General features: G+C 73.3%; 13 protein-coding genes. 2 read left to right on the top strand and 11 right to left on the bottom strand.

All coding sequences use genetic code 11. The features are described 5' to 3' along the window. Nucleotides 1–27 precede the first annotated feature (27 nt). Genes ACWCSU_RS02460 through ACWCSU_RS02450 form a run of 3 tightly spaced genes read right to left on the bottom strand, consistent with a single transcriptional unit; the run spans nt 28 to nt 3,178 of the window. The gene (locus ACWCSU_RS02460) at nt 28–1,377 is read right to left on the bottom strand and encodes an FAD-binding protein (RefSeq protein WP_449933029.1); all 1,350 of its coding nucleotides are present in this window, start codon (nt 1,375–1,377) and stop codon (nt 28–30) included. Beyond that, nucleotides 1,374–2,261 carry a decaprenyl-phosphate phosphoribosyltransferase gene (locus ACWCSU_RS02455; RefSeq protein WP_449933027.1) on the bottom strand — a complete coding sequence of 296 codons (888 nt, stop codon included), beginning with the start codon at nt 2,259–2,261 and terminating at the stop codon, nt 1,374–1,376. Before ACWCSU_RS02455 ends, ACWCSU_RS02460 begins: the two co-directional genes overlap by 4 nt. Beyond that, entirely contained in the window at nt 2,258–3,178 is a 921-nt protein-coding gene (locus ACWCSU_RS02450; RefSeq protein WP_449933025.1) for a DUF3068 domain-containing protein, read from the bottom strand. The genes ACWCSU_RS02455 and ACWCSU_RS02450 overlap by 4 nt, the downstream gene beginning before the upstream one ends. 120 nt (nt 3,179–3,298) lie before the next feature. Here ACWCSU_RS02450 and ACWCSU_RS02445 point away from each other — a divergent pair, with 120 nt between their 5' ends. Next, nucleotides 3,299–4,546, top strand: coding sequence for an acyltransferase family protein (locus ACWCSU_RS02445; RefSeq protein WP_364086514.1), 1,248 nt, complete (start codon nt 3,299–3,301; stop codon nt 4,544–4,546). Here ACWCSU_RS02445 and ACWCSU_RS02440 read toward each other — a convergent pair. Further along, entirely contained in the window at nt 4,489–6,312 is a 1,824-nt protein-coding gene (locus ACWCSU_RS02440) for an ArnT family glycosyltransferase (RefSeq protein WP_449933022.1), read from the bottom strand. The genes ACWCSU_RS02445 and ACWCSU_RS02440 overlap by 58 nt on opposite strands. Nucleotides 6,313–6,346: 34 nt before the next feature. On the opposite strand from ACWCSU_RS02440, the gene ACWCSU_RS02435 reads away from it, so the two are divergent. Further along, complete coding sequence (locus ACWCSU_RS02435; RefSeq protein WP_449933020.1) at nt 6,347–7,084, top strand: class I SAM-dependent methyltransferase; 738 nt, start codon at nt 6,347–6,349, stop codon at nt 7,082–7,084. Here ACWCSU_RS02435 and ACWCSU_RS02430 read toward each other — a convergent pair. The 7 genes from ACWCSU_RS02430 to ACWCSU_RS02400 all read right to left on the bottom strand — a co-directional run bounded on the left by ACWCSU_RS02430 (nt 7,025) and on the right by ACWCSU_RS02400 (nt 19,352). Next, on the bottom strand, nt 7,025–8,002 hold the full coding sequence (locus ACWCSU_RS02430; RefSeq protein ID WP_449933018.1) for a DUF3068 domain-containing protein: 978 nt from the start codon (nt 8,000–8,002) through the stop codon (nt 7,025–7,027). The genes ACWCSU_RS02435 and ACWCSU_RS02430 overlap by 60 nt on opposite strands. After that, complete coding sequence (locus ACWCSU_RS02425) at nt 7,999–9,837, bottom strand: hypothetical protein (protein ID WP_449933016.1); 1,839 nt, start codon at nt 9,835–9,837, stop codon at nt 7,999–8,001. Before ACWCSU_RS02425 ends, ACWCSU_RS02430 begins: the two co-directional genes overlap by 4 nt. Further along, on the bottom strand, nt 9,834–13,985 hold the full coding sequence (locus ACWCSU_RS02420) for an alpha-(1->3)-arabinofuranosyltransferase domain-containing protein (RefSeq protein WP_449933014.1): 4,152 nt from the start codon (nt 13,983–13,985) through the stop codon (nt 9,834–9,836). Before ACWCSU_RS02420 ends, ACWCSU_RS02425 begins: the two co-directional genes overlap by 4 nt. Next, the gene (locus tag ACWCSU_RS02415; protein ID WP_449933012.1) at nt 13,982–15,202 is read right to left on the bottom strand and encodes a glycosyltransferase family 4 protein; all 1,221 of its coding nucleotides are present in this window, start codon (nt 15,200–15,202) and stop codon (nt 13,982–13,984) included. Before ACWCSU_RS02415 ends, ACWCSU_RS02420 begins: the two co-directional genes overlap by 4 nt. An 85-nt stretch (nt 15,203–15,287) precedes the next feature. Next, nucleotides 15,288–15,419, bottom strand: a complete 132-nt coding sequence (locus ACWCSU_RS02410; protein WP_260477562.1) for a hypothetical protein — start codon at nt 15,417–15,419, stop codon at nt 15,288–15,290. Between the two features lie 124 nt (nt 15,420–15,543). Further along, nucleotides 15,544–17,097: a hypothetical protein gene (locus ACWCSU_RS02405; RefSeq protein WP_449933009.1), complete on the bottom strand. Its 1,554-nt coding sequence runs from the start codon at nt 17,095–17,097 to the stop codon at nt 15,544–15,546. Between the two features lie 77 nt (nt 17,098–17,174). Next, nucleotides 17,175–19,352 carry an acyl-CoA dehydrogenase gene (locus tag ACWCSU_RS02400; protein WP_357702959.1) on the bottom strand — a complete coding sequence of 726 codons (2,178 nt, stop codon included), beginning with the start codon at nt 19,350–19,352 and terminating at the stop codon, nt 17,175–17,177. Between the last annotated feature and the right edge of the window lie 68 nt (nt 19,353–19,420).

Genomic DNA, 19,420 nt, shown 5'->3' with positions numbered 1-19,420 from the left:
CGCCGGCCGTCGAGGGCGAAGCGGTGGTCACAGTCGTAGTCTCCTGGACAGGTCCGAGCGGAACAGGCCCTCCGGGTCGGCCTCGTCCCTGATGCTCCGCCATCGTTCCAGTTCGGGGTACATCGCCGCCATCATGTCGGCGCGCAGGCGGGCGTCCTTGGCCAGGTACACCCGTCCCCCGGCCTGCGCGACACGCTCGTCGAAGCCGCGCAGGAGCCCGCTCAGGCCGCGCTGACCGGCCGGGATGTCCAGGGCCAGGGTCCAGCCGGGCACGGGGAAGGACAGCAGACCGCCCGAACCGGGACCGAACCGCTTGAGCACGGTCAGGAACGACACCGTCCCGTGCGCCGACAACGCCCCGACGATGCCGCGCAGCGTCTCCTCCGCGCCGAACGGCACGACGAACTGGTACTGGACGAAGCCGCGCGAGCCGTACATGCGGTTCCAGCCCTCGACGAAGTCGAGCGGATGGAAGAACGGCGCGAGGCCCTGCGTGACGGTCGCGCTCCGCGGCGCCCTGCGGTACCAGAGCTCGTTGAACGCCCGCACGCTGAGCCCGTTGAGCAGGCCGTCCGGCGCCCACGGCGGCGCGTGCAGCCGCGCGCGCGGCGCGAAGGCCAGGGCGTCCTCGCCGCCGGGCGCGAAGCCCGGCGGCGGCTTCTCCGGGTCGCGCGGCGCGTGGTCGCCCCTGGTCAGCACGCTGCGGCCCATCCGGCGTCCCCGGGCGAGCAGGTCGATCCAGGCGACCGTGTAGCGGTAGCGGTCGTCGGTGCGGGCCATGACGTCGAGGGTCTCGTCCAGGTCGGCGGTGCGCCGGACGTCCACCCGCATCAGGGACGTCTCCACGGGCACGCAGCCGAACGTCGCCTCGGCCACCACCCCGGTCAGCCCCATGCCGCCGACGGTCGCCCGGAAGAGCGGTTCGCCGGGACGCAGCACCCTGGCGGCGCCGTCGGCGGTCACCAGGGTGAGCGAGCGGACGTGGGCGCCGAAGGAGGAGTCGCGGTGGTGGTTCTTGCCGTGCACGTCGGCCGCGACGGCCCCGCCGACCGTGACGTGCCTGGTCCCGGGGCTCACGGGCACGAACCAGCCCTGGGGCACGAGCGCCGTCATCACCTCGTGCAGGCTGACCCCGCCCGCCGCGGTCACGACGCCGGTGTGCTCGTCGAAGCTCCACGTGTCCAGGCCGGTGCAGTCCAGGACGAGGCCGCCGGCGTTCTGGGCGGCGTCGCCGTACGAGCGGCCGAGCCCGCGGGCGACGACGCCGCGGCCCGGCGCGGCCACGACCAGGTCGCGCAGCTCGTCCAGGGAGCGCGGGCGGCGCAGCACGGCGGGGGTGGGCGCGGTGCGGCCCCAGCCGGTGAGGAACGTGCTCACGCGTAGATCCCGAGCCCCACCAGGACGACCAGCGCGGCGGCGAAGACGAGGGTGTGCCGGTCGCGGATCACCAGCTCCTCGGGCTCCTCCCCGGCGCCCCGCTCGACGAGCAGGTTGTGCCGGAGCACCAGGAGCAGGAACGGGACGATGCTGAGCCCGTAGAACAGGTTCTCGTGCGCGTTCAGCGCCCACAGGCAGTACGTGACGATCATCGCCCCGGACGCCATGACCCGCACCTGCGTCAGATAGGCGGCCGGGTACGCGGCGAGCGTGGCCCGCGTCCCCGACACGCCCCGCGACCGCAGCTCGGCCTCGCGCTTGCCGGCCACGAGCTGGAGTGCGGCCAGCGAGACGACCACGAGGAACCAGCCGGTCACCGGCACGCCGACGGCGACGGCCCCGGCGTAGGCCCTGATCACGTGGCAGCCGGCGACCGCGATGAGGTCCACGACCTCCTGGTGCTTGAGCCACGTCGTGTAGGCCAGGGTCAGGGCGACGTACCCGGCGACGACCGCGGGCGGCTGCCAGCCGCCGGTGAGCGCGGCGACCGCGGGCCCGAGGACCAGCAGGACGACCCCCGCCACCCGGGCCGTGCGCACCGACACCGCGCCGGAGGCGACGGGACGGCGGCGCTTGCGCGGGTGCAGCCGGTCGGCCTCGACGTCGGAGGCGTCGTTCAGCAGGTAGGAGCCGCTGGCGGCCAGGCAGAAGGCGGCCAGGACGAGCAGCGCCGACAGCAGCCGGCCCGGCTGCCCGAGCACCCCGGCCGCCATGGGGGCGGCCAGGACGAGCAGGTTCTTCAGCCACTGGCGCGGCCGGGCCGCCCTGACCAGGGCCAGCGCGGGCGCGGGCGACCAGGGCCGGGCGACCACGCCCTGGCTCATGCGGACCGGCGGCCGCGCAGGGCGAGCAGCAGGCCGCCCAGGAGCAGGACGACCCCGACCACGCCGAGCACGATCGGCAGCGTGGTCCTGATCAGGTTGATCTGGCTCTTGCCGTCGGCGGCGCTGTCGACCAGGCTCTTGACCGTGTCGTCGGTCATCTTGGCGGTGGCCACGAACGCCTTGGAGCGCTCGATGCCGTCCTGGCTCTTGAGCACCTCGTTGCGGACCTGCTCCTGCTTGACGGGCGCGCCGGTGGTGGGCTCGATCCAGTAGGTGACGGTGCCGGAGTAGAACCGGTTCAGCTGCACGTCGCCCGTGGTGCCCATGCCGAACCAGGCGGCGGGGGCGTTCAGGGTCTGCGTCCTGGTCTCGGGGACGGTCTGCTCGAACTTGTACGTGGCCAGCCCGTCGACCTGCTCCTCGCCGACGAACTTGGCGTCGAACGCCTTGCCCGCGCTGGCGTTGAACACCAGGTAGGTCTTCTTCTCCACGTCGAACGGGAACTTGTAGATCTGCCCCTGGAGCTGCACGGGGGCCTTGTCGATGCTGACGCCGCAGCAGTTGAGCCCGACGCCGGTGCGCTTGTCGAAGGCGCTGCGCCGCTCGCTGAAGTTGATGCCGGGCTTGCTGTTGGTGACGTCGTTGACGGCGGTGAACTCGTCCCAGACGACGCGGTCGTCGCTGGCCTCCTTCACGTCACCGCGGGTGGTCACGATGATGTCGAGGTCGGCGGTCAGCACCTTGCCGTCGGGGATGCTGAAGTACTGGGCGCCCGTCGCGTGCAGCTTGCTGATGCTGTACTGGTCGCCCTTGGCGGCCATGAAGGCGGGCGCGACCTGGAGACGGACCAGGGGAGCCAGAACGATGAGGAATGCCCCGACGGCGATGAGGACGCTGCCAACGACGACCCGGTTCATGGACCCTCCATGTGTGCAGGTGCACGGACGCCTGTTTGGGTGGTTAAGTACTGAAACGAACTACCTACTCGCCGGTATGTTATTGCGATGAGTGACCGACGTCACCAGGGATGCGGAAACGTGACCGAAACAGGTTCTACTTCGAGCGGGGTTCCGGTGGTCTCAGGACACCAGACCTCGCTCGACGGCGTGCGCGCCGTGGCCGCCTTCGCCGTCCTGCTCTTCCACGTGTCCATGGAGGCGGGGACGGCCCTGGACCCGGGGTTCCTGGGCGGCGTGCTGTCCAGGGGCGAGATCGGCGTGCCGATCTTCTTCACGCTCTCCGGCCTGCTGCTGTACCGGCCGTGGGCGGCGCAGGTGCTGCTCGGCGACCGGGCCCCGGACACCCGCCGCTACCTGTGGAAACGCTTCTTCCGGATCATGCCGGCGTACTGGCTGGTGGTCGCCGTGGCGCTGCTGCTGTGGGGCGAGGCGCACCGGGCCGACCCCTGGACGTGGGCGCAGATGTTGTTCCTCGTGCACACCTACGACATCACCCCCTGGTGGTACGGCCTCGGCCCCAAGGGGCTGGGCCAGATGTGGAGCCTCGCGGTCGAGCTGACCTTCTACCTCACGCTCCCGCTGATGGCGGCCGTGCTGCGCAGGTTCGCCCTGCGCGGCGACCCCGACCTGCGGACCAGGGGCCGGCGGCTGCTCGTCGGCCTGGCCGCCTTCGGCGCGCTGTCGTACGTGTACACGGTCTTCGAGTACTTCCCCGACTACCGGCCCTGGATGAACATCTGGCTGCCGCGCTCCTGGACGTTCTTCGTGCCCGGCATGGCGCTGGCCGTGCTGACCGTCTGGGCCAGGGCCGAGGACGGCCGCGCACGGCGGCTGAGCGCCGCGCTGGCCTCCTCCTGGGGCACGCTGTGGGTCATCGCGGGCCTGGCGTACCTCATCGCCTCGACGCCGGTCACCGGGCCGCGCGCGGTCGGCCTGGGCAGCATCTGGACCGCGTTCTACGAGCAGGGCCTGTACACGCTCGTCGCCTTCTGCCTGGTCGCCCCGGCCGCGCTGGAGCCCGGACGGTCCACGCGGGTGCGCGAGCTGCTCGGCGGACGGGTGATGAGCTACCTGGGCCAGATCTCCTACGGCGTCTTCCTGTGGCAGTTCGTCATCCTCTACCTCTGGTACGACTTCACCGGACAGAAGCCGTGGACCGGCAACCTCCTGGTCAACCTGGTCGCCGTCACCGCCATCACCGTCACCATGGCCGGGCTCACCCACCGCTACGTCGAGGAGCCCGCCAGGCGGCTCGTCCGCCTGGTGCCTCAGCGCGCCGCCGGACCCGGCTCGCCGAAGGCCACCGCCCTGAGGCAGAACGCCTGACCCTGCGCCCCGGCCGCGGTGATCCGCATGCCCTTGCCCGGCCCGTCGTGCGGCACGTAGAACAGCGCGCCCATGGCGCCGGTCGCGGGCAGCGTGGCCGCCCGCTGGGCCTCGCCGACCTCCACCACGACCTGCACGGGCCGCGGGCTGACGTACGACATGGCCACCACCACGCCGGCCCCGCCGAAGGACTCGACGGGGAACTCCTTGCCCGCCGGGTAACACCTGCGCCCCTTGACCGCGTCGAAGAACGGCGCCACCCGTCCCACCAGGACGAGCTTGCCCGTGTCGTCCAGCACGTACGGCTCCGACGACGGCCGCGGGTCGCGCATGCGCTCCCGGGTCTCGGCGTCGACCAGCGGCGCCAGCACGTACGAGGTCATCCGGCGCTCCCCGTTCCACGGCAGGACGATCTCCGGCGGCACGGGACGGGCGTAGATGTCGGCGTCCCCGGCCGCCGCGGCCAGCGAGGTCCTGGCGTTCTCCAGGTACGTCCTGACCCGGTCGCCGGTGAGCGTGTCGCCGAAGGTGTTGATCGAGATCAGCGACACGACGAGGAACACGGCGGTCAGCCCGGCGCCGACGGCCGGCATGCTCGACGGCGCCGGCCTGCGGACGACGTCGGGCTCGTCCTCCACCGGCATGACGGCCAGCGCCAGGCAGAGCGCGAAGAGCACGGCGGCGTCGGCGACGTACCGGGTCTCGGCGCCGACCAGGTCCCAGGCGGTGGCCCGCGCGATCACGGTGGGCACCGCGTCGGCGACCACCACGTAGGCCGCCAGGATCGCCCACGCCCGCCAGGCCCGCCTGCGGTACACGCAGGTCACCACGACCAGCGCCGCGAGCACCGCCCACGCCACGACCACGGTGACCGGGGCCGGGTCGGCCAGCCCGCCGGTCGAGGTGACGCCGCCCCAGCGCAGCGGGCCGCCGACGGCCCCGGTGGGGAAGGTCTCGCCCAGCAGCCTGCGCAGCAGCCCGGGGACCACCTCGGCCTTCGGGCCGGTCAGCGCGTCGGCCCCGGCGGTGTCGCGGCGCAGCCAGTAGAGCAGGGCGTACCCGGCCAGCAGCAGGCCGTGCGCCCACCAGACGGGCCTGCGCAGCTCGGCGAGCAGGGCGCGGGCCCACAGGCCCCGGCCGAGGTAGGCGCTGCTCACCCCGAGCACCACGAACGGGATGAACACCCCCTTGGTGGAGAAGGCCATCCCGACGGCGGTCCAGGCCAGGGCCCGCCAGCGGCCCTTGCCCTCGCGGACGTACCGGACGTGCGCGGCCAGCGCCGCGACCAGCGCGAGCTGCAACGGCACGGCGTTGAGCGCGGCCGACCACCAGCTCATGGCGGGCGCGGTGAGCGGCGCGAAGGCGTAGACGGTCAGCGCGGCGAGCACGGCCGCCCGGTCGCCGAACAGCCGCCGCAGCAGCACCAGGAACATGACCGAGGCGGCCCCCTGGATCGCGACGGTCACGAACGACACCAGCGCCCAGCTGTACGGCGCCACCGACGTGAGCAGCCACACCAGGCCGAGCGCGCCCGGCATGAGGTGCCCCTTGTGCACCCTCATCAGGTACTCCCAGGTCGGCCCGCTGTCGCCGGCCCCGGCCACGAAGAGGAAGTCGTCCTCGACGAAGTAGGCCTTGCTGAGCAGGCTCGCCCGGAACACCAGCGAGACCACGATGATCAGCAGGCCCACGCCGATGACCGGCCCGGTGCGCACCGCCGGGATCGTGATCTGGAAGGGCTCTGCTCGCTTGAGGTCTTCAGCCATGGACGTATCCCTCCACTGCAGTAAGCTCCGCGCCGTGGACACCGAACCGTTCCGAGCGGATCTCGGCAGATCCGTCCGTTTGCTGCGCGCCTTCCGCCTGGAGCAGAGCGACCCCGACTTCTTCTACGGCACCCTGGCCAGGGACACGGTGGCCCAGCTCGCGACCTACACCGACCTGGCCGGCGCGACCGTGGCCGACATCGGCGGCGGCCCCGGCTACTTCGCCGACGCCCTGCGCGCGGTCGGCGCGCGTCCCCTGTGCGTCGACTGCGACGCCGGTGAGATGCGCCTGCGCGACGGCGTGCCGCCCCGCGACGCCGTGCTCGGCAGCGCGCTCGACCTGCCGCTCGCCGACGGCTCGGTGGACGTGTGCTTCTCCTCCAACGTGCTGGAGCACGTCCCCGACCCGCTGCGGATGGCCTCCGAGATGGTCCGGGTGACCCGGCCGGGCGGCGTGGTGTACCTGTCGTACACGATCTGGTTCTCGCCCTGGGGCGGCCACGAGACCTCCCCCTGGCACTACCTCGGCGGCCACTACGCCGCCCGCCGCTACGCCCGCACCCACGGCAGGCCCCCCAAGAACGTCTACGGCGAGAGCATGTACGCCATCGGCGTGGCCAAGCCCCTGGCCTGGGCGCGCGGGCGGCGCGACGTGGAGATCCTCGACGCGATTCCCCGGTACCACCCACGCTGGGCCAGGCACGTCGTCCACCTACCTGGCATCCGCGAGCTGGTCACCTGGAACCTGCTCCTCGTCCTGCGCCGCAGGTGAGCGCCGCCGCGACAACCACAGGGCGGCCACCACGCAGCCCACGCCGAGCAGGCCGCCGCCGATCGGCGCCACCGTGCCGAGCAGCAGGATCCAGCGCCGGTAGGCCGCAGCCGTCGCCAGGGATGCGGCGACGTCCGACTCCGAGGTGCGGAGGTCGGCGTCGAGGGCGGTCAGCCGGCCCCGGCCGTCCGCGGTGACCAGCGTCTCGGTCACCTCCTCCTGCGTCCTGACGGGCAGGCCGCTGACCGGTTCGACCCAGTACGTGCGCCGGATCTCGGCGTAGCGGCCGAGGCCGACGTCGCCCTTGCCGGGCAGGCCGAGCAGGTGGCGCGGCAGCGGCGGCGTCTCCCCGGGCACGAGCTGGCGCGGCGTGCGCTGGACGTAGCGGTACGTCTCGACGCCGCGCACCCGCTCGACCCCGTCGAAGGCGGCCGTGACCGGGCGGCGCAGGCGCAGGTCGAACAGCGGGTAGTCGCGGCGTTCGGCGTTGAAGGGCCAGCGGAAGGCCTGCCCGGTCTGCCGGACGGAGACGTCCTCGTCCAGGTACTCGCCGCAGCAGTTCACGATCTCGCCGGTACGCCGGTCGAAGGCCAGGCGGCGCTCGTGGTAGTCCAGGCGGCGGCCGTCGCGGGTGGCCAGGGAGACCGACTCGCCCCACACCGCCCGGTCGTCGTCGCCGGCCAGCACGTCGCCGATCAGCCACCGGGTCTGGACCAGGTCGCCGGTCGTCTGCCGCATGGTCGCCGGGTCCACGTACGTGGCCGACGATGCGGTCGCCCTGGTCATGCTCTGCTGTTCGAGGGGGGCCTTGAGCACCTGGTCGTAGACGTACAGGCGGGTCAGGGGGATGAGCGTCAGCAGGAAGGCGCCCACGCCGGCCAGCACCGGCGCGAGGCTCCTGCGGCTCAGGGGGGTCACGGCCGGGGCACCGCCTGTCCTGGCGTCACGTCGCCCAGGCACAGGCCGGGCGGCATGTCGTGCACGACGATCCGGTCGGCCCCCGGCGCGGCGAGCACGAAGACCCTGCCGAAGCCCGCGCGCAGCTTCACGTCGGTGGCGCGGTCGCCCATCCACAGGGTGACCGTCGTGTCGGAGCGGGCCGCGTACCCCAGCCTGACCAGGGTGCCCTCGACGCGGGTGACGCGGTTGTCCAGCGGCACCTGGACGGTCCCGCCGGTGACCGGCCAGCACCGGTCGCGCGTGGTGGGCACGAGCGGGATGCCCTGCACGTCCACCGGCTGCAGGCGGCCCTGGTCGTCGAAGACGAGGCCGTCGAGCGCGGCGGGCGGCGCCTGCATCCTGGCCCTGAGCGCGGGCGTGGCCATCGCGCCCAGCACCCGCGAGGTCAGGCTGTAGGTCCGGTACGAGTTCGGCAGCACCTCGGTCGGCACCAGCCGGTCGTAGATCACGCTGTCGGGGGCCGCCCTGGCCAGCTCGGCGCGGGCGGTCTCGATGTAGTCGTGCCGCCGTTCGGCGCCCATGTACCCGGCGAAGAGCGTCACCGTGACCAGCGACGCGCCCGCGAACAGGCCGAGCATCGCGCCGGCCGCGCCCGTCACCCGCTCCCGCGCCGGCAGCGCCCTGCGGTACGGCTCCTCCTCGCCGCGCAGCGGCAGCAGCACCAGGCCCACGACCAGCGCGAGCAGCGGGACGGCGTCGGCGACGTACCGGGTGTCGGTGCCGACGAACGAGCCCAGCAGGTGGACGCGTCCCCACAACACCGGCAGCGCGTCGGCGACGAGCAGGTAGCCCAGCAGCGTGGCCCAGGCCAGGAGGGCCCGCCTGCGGTACCGGCTGGTGATCACCACCAGCGCGGCGAGGACGGCGAGGGAGGCGATCACCAGCGGCAGCGGCGGCGAGGCCACTCCCCAGTCGCCGCCCGCGAACCACCGCCACGGCCCGCCGAGCACGGTGGTGGCGAACGTCCTGCCCAGCAGCTCCCACAGGAAGCCGAGGGCCTGGTCGAAGATCGGCAGCGCCCCGGTGTTCGGCGCCGCCGACGACCGCTGGACGTAGAGCGCGCCGAAGGCCACCAGCACGGTGAGGTACATGCCCCAGGCGGCCAGGTGGCGGCGCAGCGCGGCGCGCAGCCCGCCGTGGTAGATCGCGGTGAGGGCGAACAGCAGCAGCGGCAGCGCGAACCCCTTGACGAAGCCCAGCAGCCCGACCAGCACCCACAGCGCCGCGGCCACGGCGTGCCGCAGCCTGCCCGTGCGCAGGTGATGCCAGTGCGAGGCGACCGCCATGGGCAGCGCGACCTGGAGGAAGACGGTGTTGAGCCCGGCCGCCCACCAGGCGAGCGCGGGCACGGTGACCGGAGCGAGGAGGAAGACCAGCAACGGCACGAGCGTCGCCGGCCGCCGGCCGAAGACCACCCGCAGCATGCGCAGCACGCCGAGGGCGGCCACGGCGTGCAGCGCCAGCACCGTGCCGGCCGCCCACCCCCAGTCGAAGGGGTGCAGCCGGGAGACCAGCCAGGCCAGCAGGAAGCCGCCCGGCATGAACTGGCCGAAATGGATCCGGGTCAGGTAGTCGAACGACAGGTCGCTCTCCATCGCCCTGGCCACGAACTCGTAGTCGTCCTCCTTGAAGTACGCCTCCTGGACGACGGCCGCCTTGCCCGCCATCGCCACGGCGATGAGCACGAGCCCGGCCAGCAGGACGCCGTGGCGGCGGATCCGGCGGGCGGCCCGCGCCACCGGGCCGGGAACCGTGATCACGGTCCCCGGACGCGGCTTGATCGTGTCGGTCACGGAACACTCGTCATGGTCGGGCCGCCTGCGGCGACGGTGATCGGTACGGTCGTCTGCCTCACCGGCGCCCGCCTGGCCGCCACCTCGACGATGAGCTGCCCGAGCAGCGGCAGGCAGAGCAGTTGCGTCCACAGGCCGCCCGCGCCGAACGCCGTGGCGACCGTGACGGCCAGGTAGAGCGCGATCCCGCCGGCCGGCCCGAGCAGCAGGGTCCAGCGCCGCCGCCCGCGCAGGTGCTCGGCCTCGCGCAGCGGACGCGACCAGGCGCCCAGCACGAACGCCACTCCGGCCACGCCCGCGCCCGCCGGCCCGCCGACCCAGTAGCCGAGTGCCACGGCGAAGACCGCGACGTGCCGGACGCGCGGCCGGGCGGCCAGGACGGGCGCGAGATGGCGTCCCGGCCTGCCCCTTCCCACCAGGGCCAGCCCGGCGACGAGCAGCGCCAGCGCCCCGCCCGCCGCGAGCCCCGCCCGGTACGGCTCGTCCGGCTCGTACGTGAGCGTCACCGTCCCGGCGGTGAACGCGGGCAGGAACCACGCCTGCCGCCAGCCGTCCAGCCGGACCGGCTTGAGCGCCGCGGCCCCCAGCGTGGCCTTCCAGCCGGCGTTGAAGTTCTCGTTGACCACCAGGTAGGAGTCGTCCTGCACGCTGACCTGGACGACCCGCTCACCGGCCGCCCACTTGCCGACCGGCGTCGGCCGCATGACGGTGGGCCCGGCCGCCGGGCTGCCCGGCTCGTGCCGCACGACGGCCGACTCGACCCGGTACGACTCGCCCGGCCGCACCGACAGCCGGGTCGGACCGGCCACGAGCTGCAGCCGCTCGCAGGTCTCGAAGGTCACCGGCCGGCCGGTGACCACGTCGTGCAGGGTGCCGCCGGTGATGGCGGTGTGCACCTCGTTGCCGTCGATGGTGAGCGTCGGCCCGAAGCCGCACGGCAGCGTGAGCTTGAAACCGGTCAGCGCGCCGAGCGGCCGTACGCCGGGGAAGGCCACGTCGCTGATCTCGATGGGCCGCCCGCCCGACGCCCCGAACTCCAGCGCGACCTTCTTGGCCCGCATCTCCGGGAAGCGGATGAGACCGTCCGTGCCGACCCAGCTCTGCCGCACGCCGCCCTCCGCGCGGATGGTCACCCGGACGGGAGGGGCGCCGAGGTAGGAGTCGGGCGTGATGACGCGGAGCTGCGACAACTTCGTCTCGCGGGCCAGCTCGACGGTCAGCGTGGGCCTGGGGTCGAGCGGGTCGGCGAACCAGGCCGTCTTCGGGTCGCCGTCGAAGGCCCAGCGCCCGCCCGCCGCGCCGCCGTCCACCGAGGTGGAGGAGGCGCGCACGCTCAGGGGGTCGCCGGGCAGCGTGCTGAGGCGTTCGACGGTGGCGCGGTCGGTGACGGTGGTGCGGCCCGAAACGCCGTACGCGCCGTCCTTGCCGGTGACGAAGGTGCGGTCGAAGCCGTTGCCGTCGTCGCCCAGCACCTCGTGGCCCTTGGCGCAGCTCCAGGCGGCCGAGCCCCTGACGCAGCCGGGCACGTCGCCGGTCCTGGCCAGCGCGATCGTGGCCGGCTCGCCGGTGTCCTCGCGCGGGTCGGGCACGACGATCGACCGTCCGGGCTGGACGCCGGGGATGGTCAGCTCGGTGATGCCGACCCGGCCGCCCAGGCGGTTGGCCGGTTGGTAGGCGGTGGCGACGACCTTGACGCGCAGCCGCTCGACCGGGCCCTTCGGCACGGCCAGCTCCTGCGGGTCGGCGGTCGCGCGCACCTTCTGGCGCAGCGAGCCGGCACCGGTTTCCACGACGACCTCGCTGGGCGGCGGGCCGATCGGCGAGTTCTCGAACGCCACCTGGATCGTGGGGATCGTCAACGGGTCGGCGAAGGTCACCTCCAGCCACTCGCCCACCGCGCCGTTCCAGCCGGTGGAGCGCCAGCTCGTGCGCCGGTCGCCGTCCAGGGCGGCGAAGGGCTGGTGGGCGGGCTCGCGGCTGTTGGGGGCGGCCCCGACGTCGGCCTCGGAGCTGGAGGCGGTGACGCCCGCGACGCCGGTGAGGCCCGCCGTGGACACGTACCGCGCCCAGCCGGGGTCGAGCAGGTCGTTGGAGGGCGAGCTGCCGCGCAGGGGCTCGTCGGCCGTGAGCGTGGCGCTGGCGTTGCGGCGCAGGTCGGCGAAGGCGACCTCCCGGCGGCGCAGCGTGTCGGTCAGGATCGTGTCGTGCGCGGGCACCTTGACCACGCCCGCGTCGTCGTTGAGCAGGACGGGCCGGTCGTCGCCCAGGAGGCCCTGCTCGGCCAGGGAGAGCACGGACTCCGGCGCGCCGCCCACGCGCAGCGGGCGGGTGGCGTCCACGGTGCCGACCAGCGGCGCGGCCCCGGCCACGCGGTAGATCTCGACGGCGGGGTAGGGCTGGTCCAGCCAGGCGGCGGCTCTGCCGTACTGGCCGATGCCGACGCCCGGTCCCATCTGGGCCACGAGCGAGACGCCGGGCGAGTCCTCCAGCGCCTGGTGCACCCGGACCGGCCAGGCCGTGCCGATCGTCGCCCGGTCCAGGTCGTTCCTGACGACCAGGTACGACACCCCCATCCGGCGCAGCGTGGCGGCCAGCCCCGGCGAGCCCTGGCCGGTGGCCAGGCGGTCGTCCACGGCGGCCATGAGCCGCGAGATGCCGGCCGAGCCCCACGGCACGATCGTGTGCGTGGACCAGCGGGCCTGCGAGAGCGCCTGCAGCGGCTCGTCCAGGGGGCGGCCCCAGAGGTACTCCCCGCGTTTGGCGCCCGGCACGGCCAGCACCATGCCGTCGCCGGCGTTGCGGTTGAGCCAGGTGATGGCCTGCCGCCAGTAGTCGGGAATGGCGGCGAAGCCGCCGGCGGGGGCGAGGCCGGCGTACAGGACGGGCAGGCCCGACAGGGCCACGAGCCCGGCGGCCAGCGCGGTCAGGGGCGTGCGCAGGCGCGGACGCGCCAGGGAGAGCAGCCCCGCGAAGCCGAGCGCGACGGGCAGCCGGATCAGCGCGTCGAACTTGTGCAGGTTGCGGAAGGCGGCCAGCGGGCCGTCGAGCAGCCCGACCATGAACTGCTCGTGCGGCGTGCCCGGATGGCCGGTGGTGATGATGGCGATCCCGCACAGCAGGCTGATCAGCAGGAACGGCCGCTCGGGCAGCCGGCGCAGGGTGAGCCCGGCCAGGCCGAGCGCGGCCACGGCGGCGGTGACCACGATCAGCCACGGGACCGTGGACTGCTGGTGGGCGTCGGGCAGCCAGGTCTGGCCGTCCACGGTCAGGAAACTGAGCCAGCTCGACGTGCCGCGCAGGGCGTTGACCAGGGACGTCACGCCGGTCGTCGCGGTGGCGGTCTCGATGTAGGGCAGGAACGAGAAGATGTAGCCGCCGAGCGTGAGCAGCGGCACGGCCCACCACATCGAGGCCAGCGCGACCAGCGGCAGCCACCAGGCGATCAGGCGGCGTTTGACCGGCCCGCCGCGCCTGGTCAGCAGGTACACCATCGGCACCACGAGCACGGCCGCCTCGGCCACCGCGTTCACGCCGCCGCAGAACAGGAAGGCGAACGCCGACAGCGCGGCCGACCGGCGCGGCGTCAGCCCGCCCTTGGCCCCCTTGACCAGCGGGAGAAGGATCCACGGCAACACGGCGCTGGGCAGGAACTCCGAGGAGTTGATGCCGATCAGCGCCTGGGCGTGCGGCGCGAGCGCGTACACGAATCCGGCCAGGACGCGGGTGTGCGGGCCGCCGATGCCGAGCGCGCGGGCGAGCTGGACGACGCCGAGGAAGGCGGCGCACAGCACGAGCGACATCCACAACCGCTGGACGGTCCACGACTCCATGCCCAGCTTGAGGAAGATCGCGTAGAACGGGCCCATCGGGAACAGGTAGCCGTACGCCTGGTTCTGCAGGTGGCCGAAGTAGGCGCCGTCCCACAGGTGCAGCGCCCGGCCGAGGAAGCCCAGCGGGTTGACCGCCATGTCGAGCTTCGTCTCGGGGATGATCTTCTCGGTCGAGGTGTTGAACGCGATGGCGCCGAGCAGGAGGCAGGCGGCGAGCAGCCGCAACCTGTGCCTGATCCGGGCCTCGTAGCTTTCGACGGCGCTCTCGACGATGGAGTCCCCGCGTTCCCCCGGGGGTCCAGGCGAAGCTTGGGTCACTGAGGGGCTCCGCCGCAATCTTGGAGTTTCGCCAGGACAAGTCCGGTCATGCTAGCCCCAGTTCGGGCCCACGTAAATTCCCTGGCCCAGGCGCGGCAGGCCGCGGCCACCTCCGCCCGCCGCCGCGGGTCGGCCAGCTCCTCCAGCGCGCGGCCGGTCACCTCGGCCAGGCTCTCCCCGTCCCGTACGAGCCACCCGGTGACGCCGTCCCGTACGGAGTCGCGCAGCCCCGCCACGTCGTAGGCCACGGTGGGCACGCCGAGCGCGGCGGCCTCGATCACGGTCAGCCCCCAGCCCTCGAACTCCGAGGCCGTCACGTTGAGCCTCGCCGCGGCCAGCAGGGCGTTCTTGCGCGGTTCCGGCAGGAAGCCGTGCAGCTCGACGCGTCCGTCCAGGCCCTGGTCGGCGACCCGCGCGGCCAGGGCGTCGCGTTCGGGGCCGCGGCCGACGACGTGCACCCGCAGGCCCGGCCAGGCGTCGCCGAGCTCGGCGGCCAGGTCCACGACGCGCTCGATGCGCTTGTGGCCGATCAGGCGGCCGGCGTACACGAGGGCGGGGTCGCCGGCCGCGTCCGGCGGCTCGGTCCGCGCGGGCTGGGCGCAGCCGTTGGGCACGACGGTGACCGGCGCGAGCCAGCGCAGCTTGTCGGCCAGGTCGCGCCTCGACGACTCCGAGACGGTGATCGTCAGGCAGCGCCGGTAGACCAGCCGGGCCACCTCCCCCTCCACGAAGCAGCCGATCCGGGCCAGCCAGGCGGGCAGGAAGGCGTGGAACTGCCGGTCGTGGACGTGGTGCACGAGGCTGATCACGGGCGTGCGGCGGCGGACGACGAGCGGGGAGAAGAAGGGAATGCCGTTCATGGTGTCGATGACGACGTCCACGCGCCGCCGGTGGACCAGCAGCCAGAGCGGGACCAGCAGGTAGACCAGGTACGGGTTGCCCATCCTGCGCAGCTCGACCCCGTCGAGCACCTCGGCGCGGCGCTGCCCGCGCTGGCGGCCGGTCACGAACACGACCGAGGCTCCCTGGGTCAGCAGGAACCGGCTGACCTGCCAGGCGTACTCCTCGGCGCCGCCGGCCGTGGACTGCCGGGGCTCGCGGAAGTTGAGCATCGCCACGCGGACGCCCGCGAGTGGCCGCTCGTCCGCCGTCCTGTCGCTCGTACGCGGCTCGGCCAGCCGTGCCGGGTCCGCCTTGCGCTCACCGGTAAAGACCACCGTCACTCCTCGTCGGCCGGCATGCGGGCATGGCGGAGCCACACTCCGTGCTCGCTGTGCATGGCCCCGCGTCAAGCGGGATGGATCACCTGGTGCCGTAGTTGTAGAGCGGCTGGTTGGGTGGGGTGAGCGAGGGTGAGGCCACGTTGACCACCGCGACCGAGGCTCCGACCGCCAGCAGGGCTCCTATTGCCAGGGCCACGAGAAGTCGCAACACGAAGCACTCCCTTCCTTCCGGTGACGCGGTGTGCCGAGACTAGAACGTGTTTCGTCTTGAATCCATAACATTGGTCAAACCGTGATAAAGCAAGTTACCCTCCGGTACATCATGAAACAGCCGGTCAATGCCGCAGCAAGCGCAGCTCTTCGCCGTCGAAGACCGTTCTCCACCCGGGCGGCGCGGACGGGAACCCGTTCTCGCCCGCGGCCATGAGGAGGTATCTGGCAGGCAGCTCGCCGTAGGCGTGGGCGGCCAGCAGGTCGCCGGCACGGCGGTTCAGCGGGTCCTCGCCGCGCACCCGCAGCCGGCCGCCGCCGGGCAGCCCGACGAGCAGCGTGTCGTCCCAGAGCACCCGGCGCCTGAACAGCTTGGTCGCGGGGTCGAGCACCACCCGCCCGCCGTTCCAGGCGAAGGCCCGGTGGGCACCCCAGGGCAGCGACACCAGGGCTCCCGGCGCCGGGTCGCCGTCCACGATCCGCCGAACCGCCGTCCATTCCGCCGGGTACGTCACCGCCTCCAGCCGGCCGAACGCCCCCAGCGCGAACGTCGGCAGCGCCAGCACCGGGGCCAGCACCCCGACCAGCGCGAGCGCCCCCGACCGCAGGACCGAGGCCAGGCCGACCGCCGTCAGCAGGGCCAGCGGAGCCAGGTAGACCTGGCCGTCGCGCAGCGGCCCGAACCCCGGCCACAGGGCGATGAGCCACTTGAGCGCCTCCCGCCCGCCCTCGAACGCACCCAGCCCCGCGACGCAGAACCCGGCCGCCGCCGCCACCGCCAGTCCGCCCCACCACGCGGGCCGTACGGGGGCCGAGCGGAGGCGGGCGTAGCCGTACAGACCGGCGAGGACCAGGAGGAGGCGGGCGGTCGCCGTCCACCACGACTCCTGGCCCGGCAGCCCGGCCTCGGCGTTCCAGATGCCGCCGAGCGAGAGCAGGCTGCCCAGCACGCCGAAGGGCCCGTCGGCGCGGGCCGCGAACGCGTCCACCCCCGCCGGGTCCGTCACCGCGCCCGAGCCGAGCGCGGGCACCGCCCACGGCAGGCTGAACGCCACCAGCACCCCGGCGGCGACCGGCACCCTGCGCCGGGCGACGGCGATCGGCATCAGGGTCAGCCAGGAGACCAGCATCGCCTGGAACCCGCCGACCGCGGCGGGCAGCAACGCCGCCGCCAGCCGCCCGCACCGCACGAATCCCGCCCGCGACCGAGAGGCCGGGGGGAGGGCTTCGCGCGCGCCGTCGCCGGGGTCGTCCCGCGTGAGCGCGCGGATCGCCCACGGCAGTCCGGCCACGCCCAGGAGCAGGGCCCACTGGCCGAGCATGAGCCGCTGGGCGAGGTAGATGTTCCAGGCGTAGAACGCGGCGGCCACGAACCGGGCGAGCCTGCGCTCCCCCGGCACCAGCGCCGCCGCCCCGCTCGCGGCCAGCACGAAGACGGCGACCAGGGCCGCCTTCTGCACGATCTCCACGGGCAGCGCCCTGGACAGCAGCGCCACGACCAGGTCGCTGGGCACCGCCCGGGGGAACCCGCCACGGTCGGGCCAGAGCGGCGGGTCAGGCACGAAGAGCAGGTCGTACCGGAGCATCAGCCCCCACGCCAGCGCCGGTCCGAGCGCCAGCACCGCCAGCCCGAGCCCCAGCGCCGCGGGCCCCCAGCGGCCCGCACGGCCTTCGCGCACCGTGACACCGCCTCTCCCTCGCGCCGGGACGGGCAGTCCGGGCACAAGGGAGAGTAGCCGCCGAAACCTCACATGTGTTACTTGCCCGGCTCGGGGTCCCGGGGCAGGCCGAGCATCCGCTCGCCGATGATGTTGAGCTGCACCTCGGTGGTGCCGCCGTAGATGGTCATGGCCCTGGTCGCGAGCACCGCCCGGTTCCAGTAGCCGGCGTCGCCGAGCTTCATGTCGGCGGCCACCACGGCCTTGGCGCCGAGCAGGCTCACGGCCGTCTCGGAGACGTGCTGGGCGTGCGAGGTGGACAGCAGCTTCCGTACGGAGGCGTCGGCGCCCGGCTCGGTCCCGGCGAGCTGCTTGAGCGTGACCCGCAGCGACAGCGCGTTGATCGAGTGCCCCTCGCACACGACCCCCGCCACCTCCTGCTCCTCGGCCGGCGTGAGCTCGCGGCCCAGCCGCCCGATCAGCCCGAGCAGGTCGGGCACGGACGCGCCGGTGCCGCCCGACCCGGACGAGAGCGACACGCGCTCGTTGGAAAGCGTGTTGCGGGCGACCTTCCAGCCGTCGCCGACCTCACCCACGACCAGGTCGTCCGGGACGAAGACGTCGTCGAGGAAGACCTCGTTGAACAGGTTCTCGCCGGTCATCTCGGTGAGCGGCCTGACCGTGACGCCGGGGGCCTTCATGTCCACCAGGAAGTACGTGATGCCCTCGTGCTTGGTGCCCTCGGAGGAGTTGCGGGCGATGCAGATGCCCCATTCGGCCACGTGGGCGACCGACGTCCAGATCTTCTGGCCGTTGAGCCGCCAGCCGCCCTCGACCTTCTCCGCCTTCATCTGCAGCGAGGCCAGGTCGGACCCGGCGCCCGGCTCGGAGAAGAGCTGACACCAGATCATCTCGCCGGCGAGCGTCTTGGGCAGGAAACGTTCCTGCTGCTCGGGCGTGCCGTACACGGCGATGGACGGCACCACCCAGGCACCGATGATCATCGCGGGCAGCCTGACCTTGGCGGCCTTGAGCTCCTGGGCGATGAGCACCTGCTCCAGCGGCTTGGCCGCGCGGCCCCACGGCCTGGGCAGGTGAGGCATGACGAAGCCGCGCCCGGCCAGCGCCCGCTTCTGCTCCTGGCCCTCAAGCCGGGCGATCTCCGCGATCTCGGCGCGGATGCCCTCCCGCAGCTCCTCGGCGCCCTCGGGCAGGTCGATCTCCATCTCGCGGCCGACGCCCTGAAGGGCGAGCGCGGTCACGGAAGCGGCCCACTCGGCCGACGAGCCGAGCAGCGCGCGCAGCGTGAGGGCGCGCCGGTAGTACAGGTGCACGTCGTGCTCGTAGGTGTAGCCGATGCCGCCGAACGTCTGGATCGCGTCCTTGGCGCACTGGACGGCCGCGTCGGGGGCCATCACACCGGCGACGGCGGCGGCGTACTCCAGCTCGCGGCCCTCGGCCCTGGTGGCGTCCCAGACGGTGGCGCGGGCCTGCTCAAGGGCGACGAGCATGCGGGAGATCTTGTGCTTGATGCCCTGGAACTGGCCGATCGGGCGGCCGAACTGCTCGCGTACCTTGGCGTAGGCGGCGGCGGCCGTGACGCACCAGGAGGCCAGCCCGGCGGCCTCCGCGCCGAGCAGGATCGCGGCCAGGTTGAGCACGTCGGGGCTCTCCACGCCGTCGAGCACCCGCTCGGCGGGCACGCTCACCTCCGACAGCTCCACCTTGGCCACCGGACGGGTCAGGTCGAGCGACTCGACCGGCGTGACGGTGACGGCGGCGGCGTCGACGGCGATCCACTCCTCGCCCTCGGACGTGGTCACCGGCAGCACCAGCACGTCGGCCAGCGAGCCGGCGAGCACCGGGTCGGCCGTGCCGGAGACGACCAGCGAGCCGTCGTCGGCGCGGGCGCCGGTGAGCGAGCCGGACAGCGCGACGGCGCCCGTCAGCGTGCCGTCGGCGAGGGCTTCGAGCAGGTCGTGCCGCTTGCTGGCGTGGATGACCGCACTCGCCAGCACGGTCGGCACGTACGGGCCGGGGGCCAGCTTCTCGGCCAGCGCCTCGACGGCGACGGCCGCCTCAAGCAGCCCGTAGCCCGAGCCGCCGGACTCCTCGGGCAGGTGCAGGCCGAGCAGCCCCTGCTCGGCCAGGCCCGGCCAGAACGGCGGACGCCCGTCCGACCCGGATCGCAGCAGCTCCGAGGGGATGTTCCGGTCGGCCCAGCCGCTCACCGAGTCACGGAGCGCCTCGTGCTCCTCGCTCAATCCGATCGCCATTGCTCATCCTCCAGCCAGGTCAAAGTCCACGCCTGATGCCCAGAACCATATTCTAGAGCATGCTTCTG

This window comes from Nonomuraea sp. NPDC001699 (genome assembly GCF_053596455.1).
Note: the sequence above shows the minus strand (reverse complement) of the source record. Positions and strands in the feature narration are given on the sequence as shown.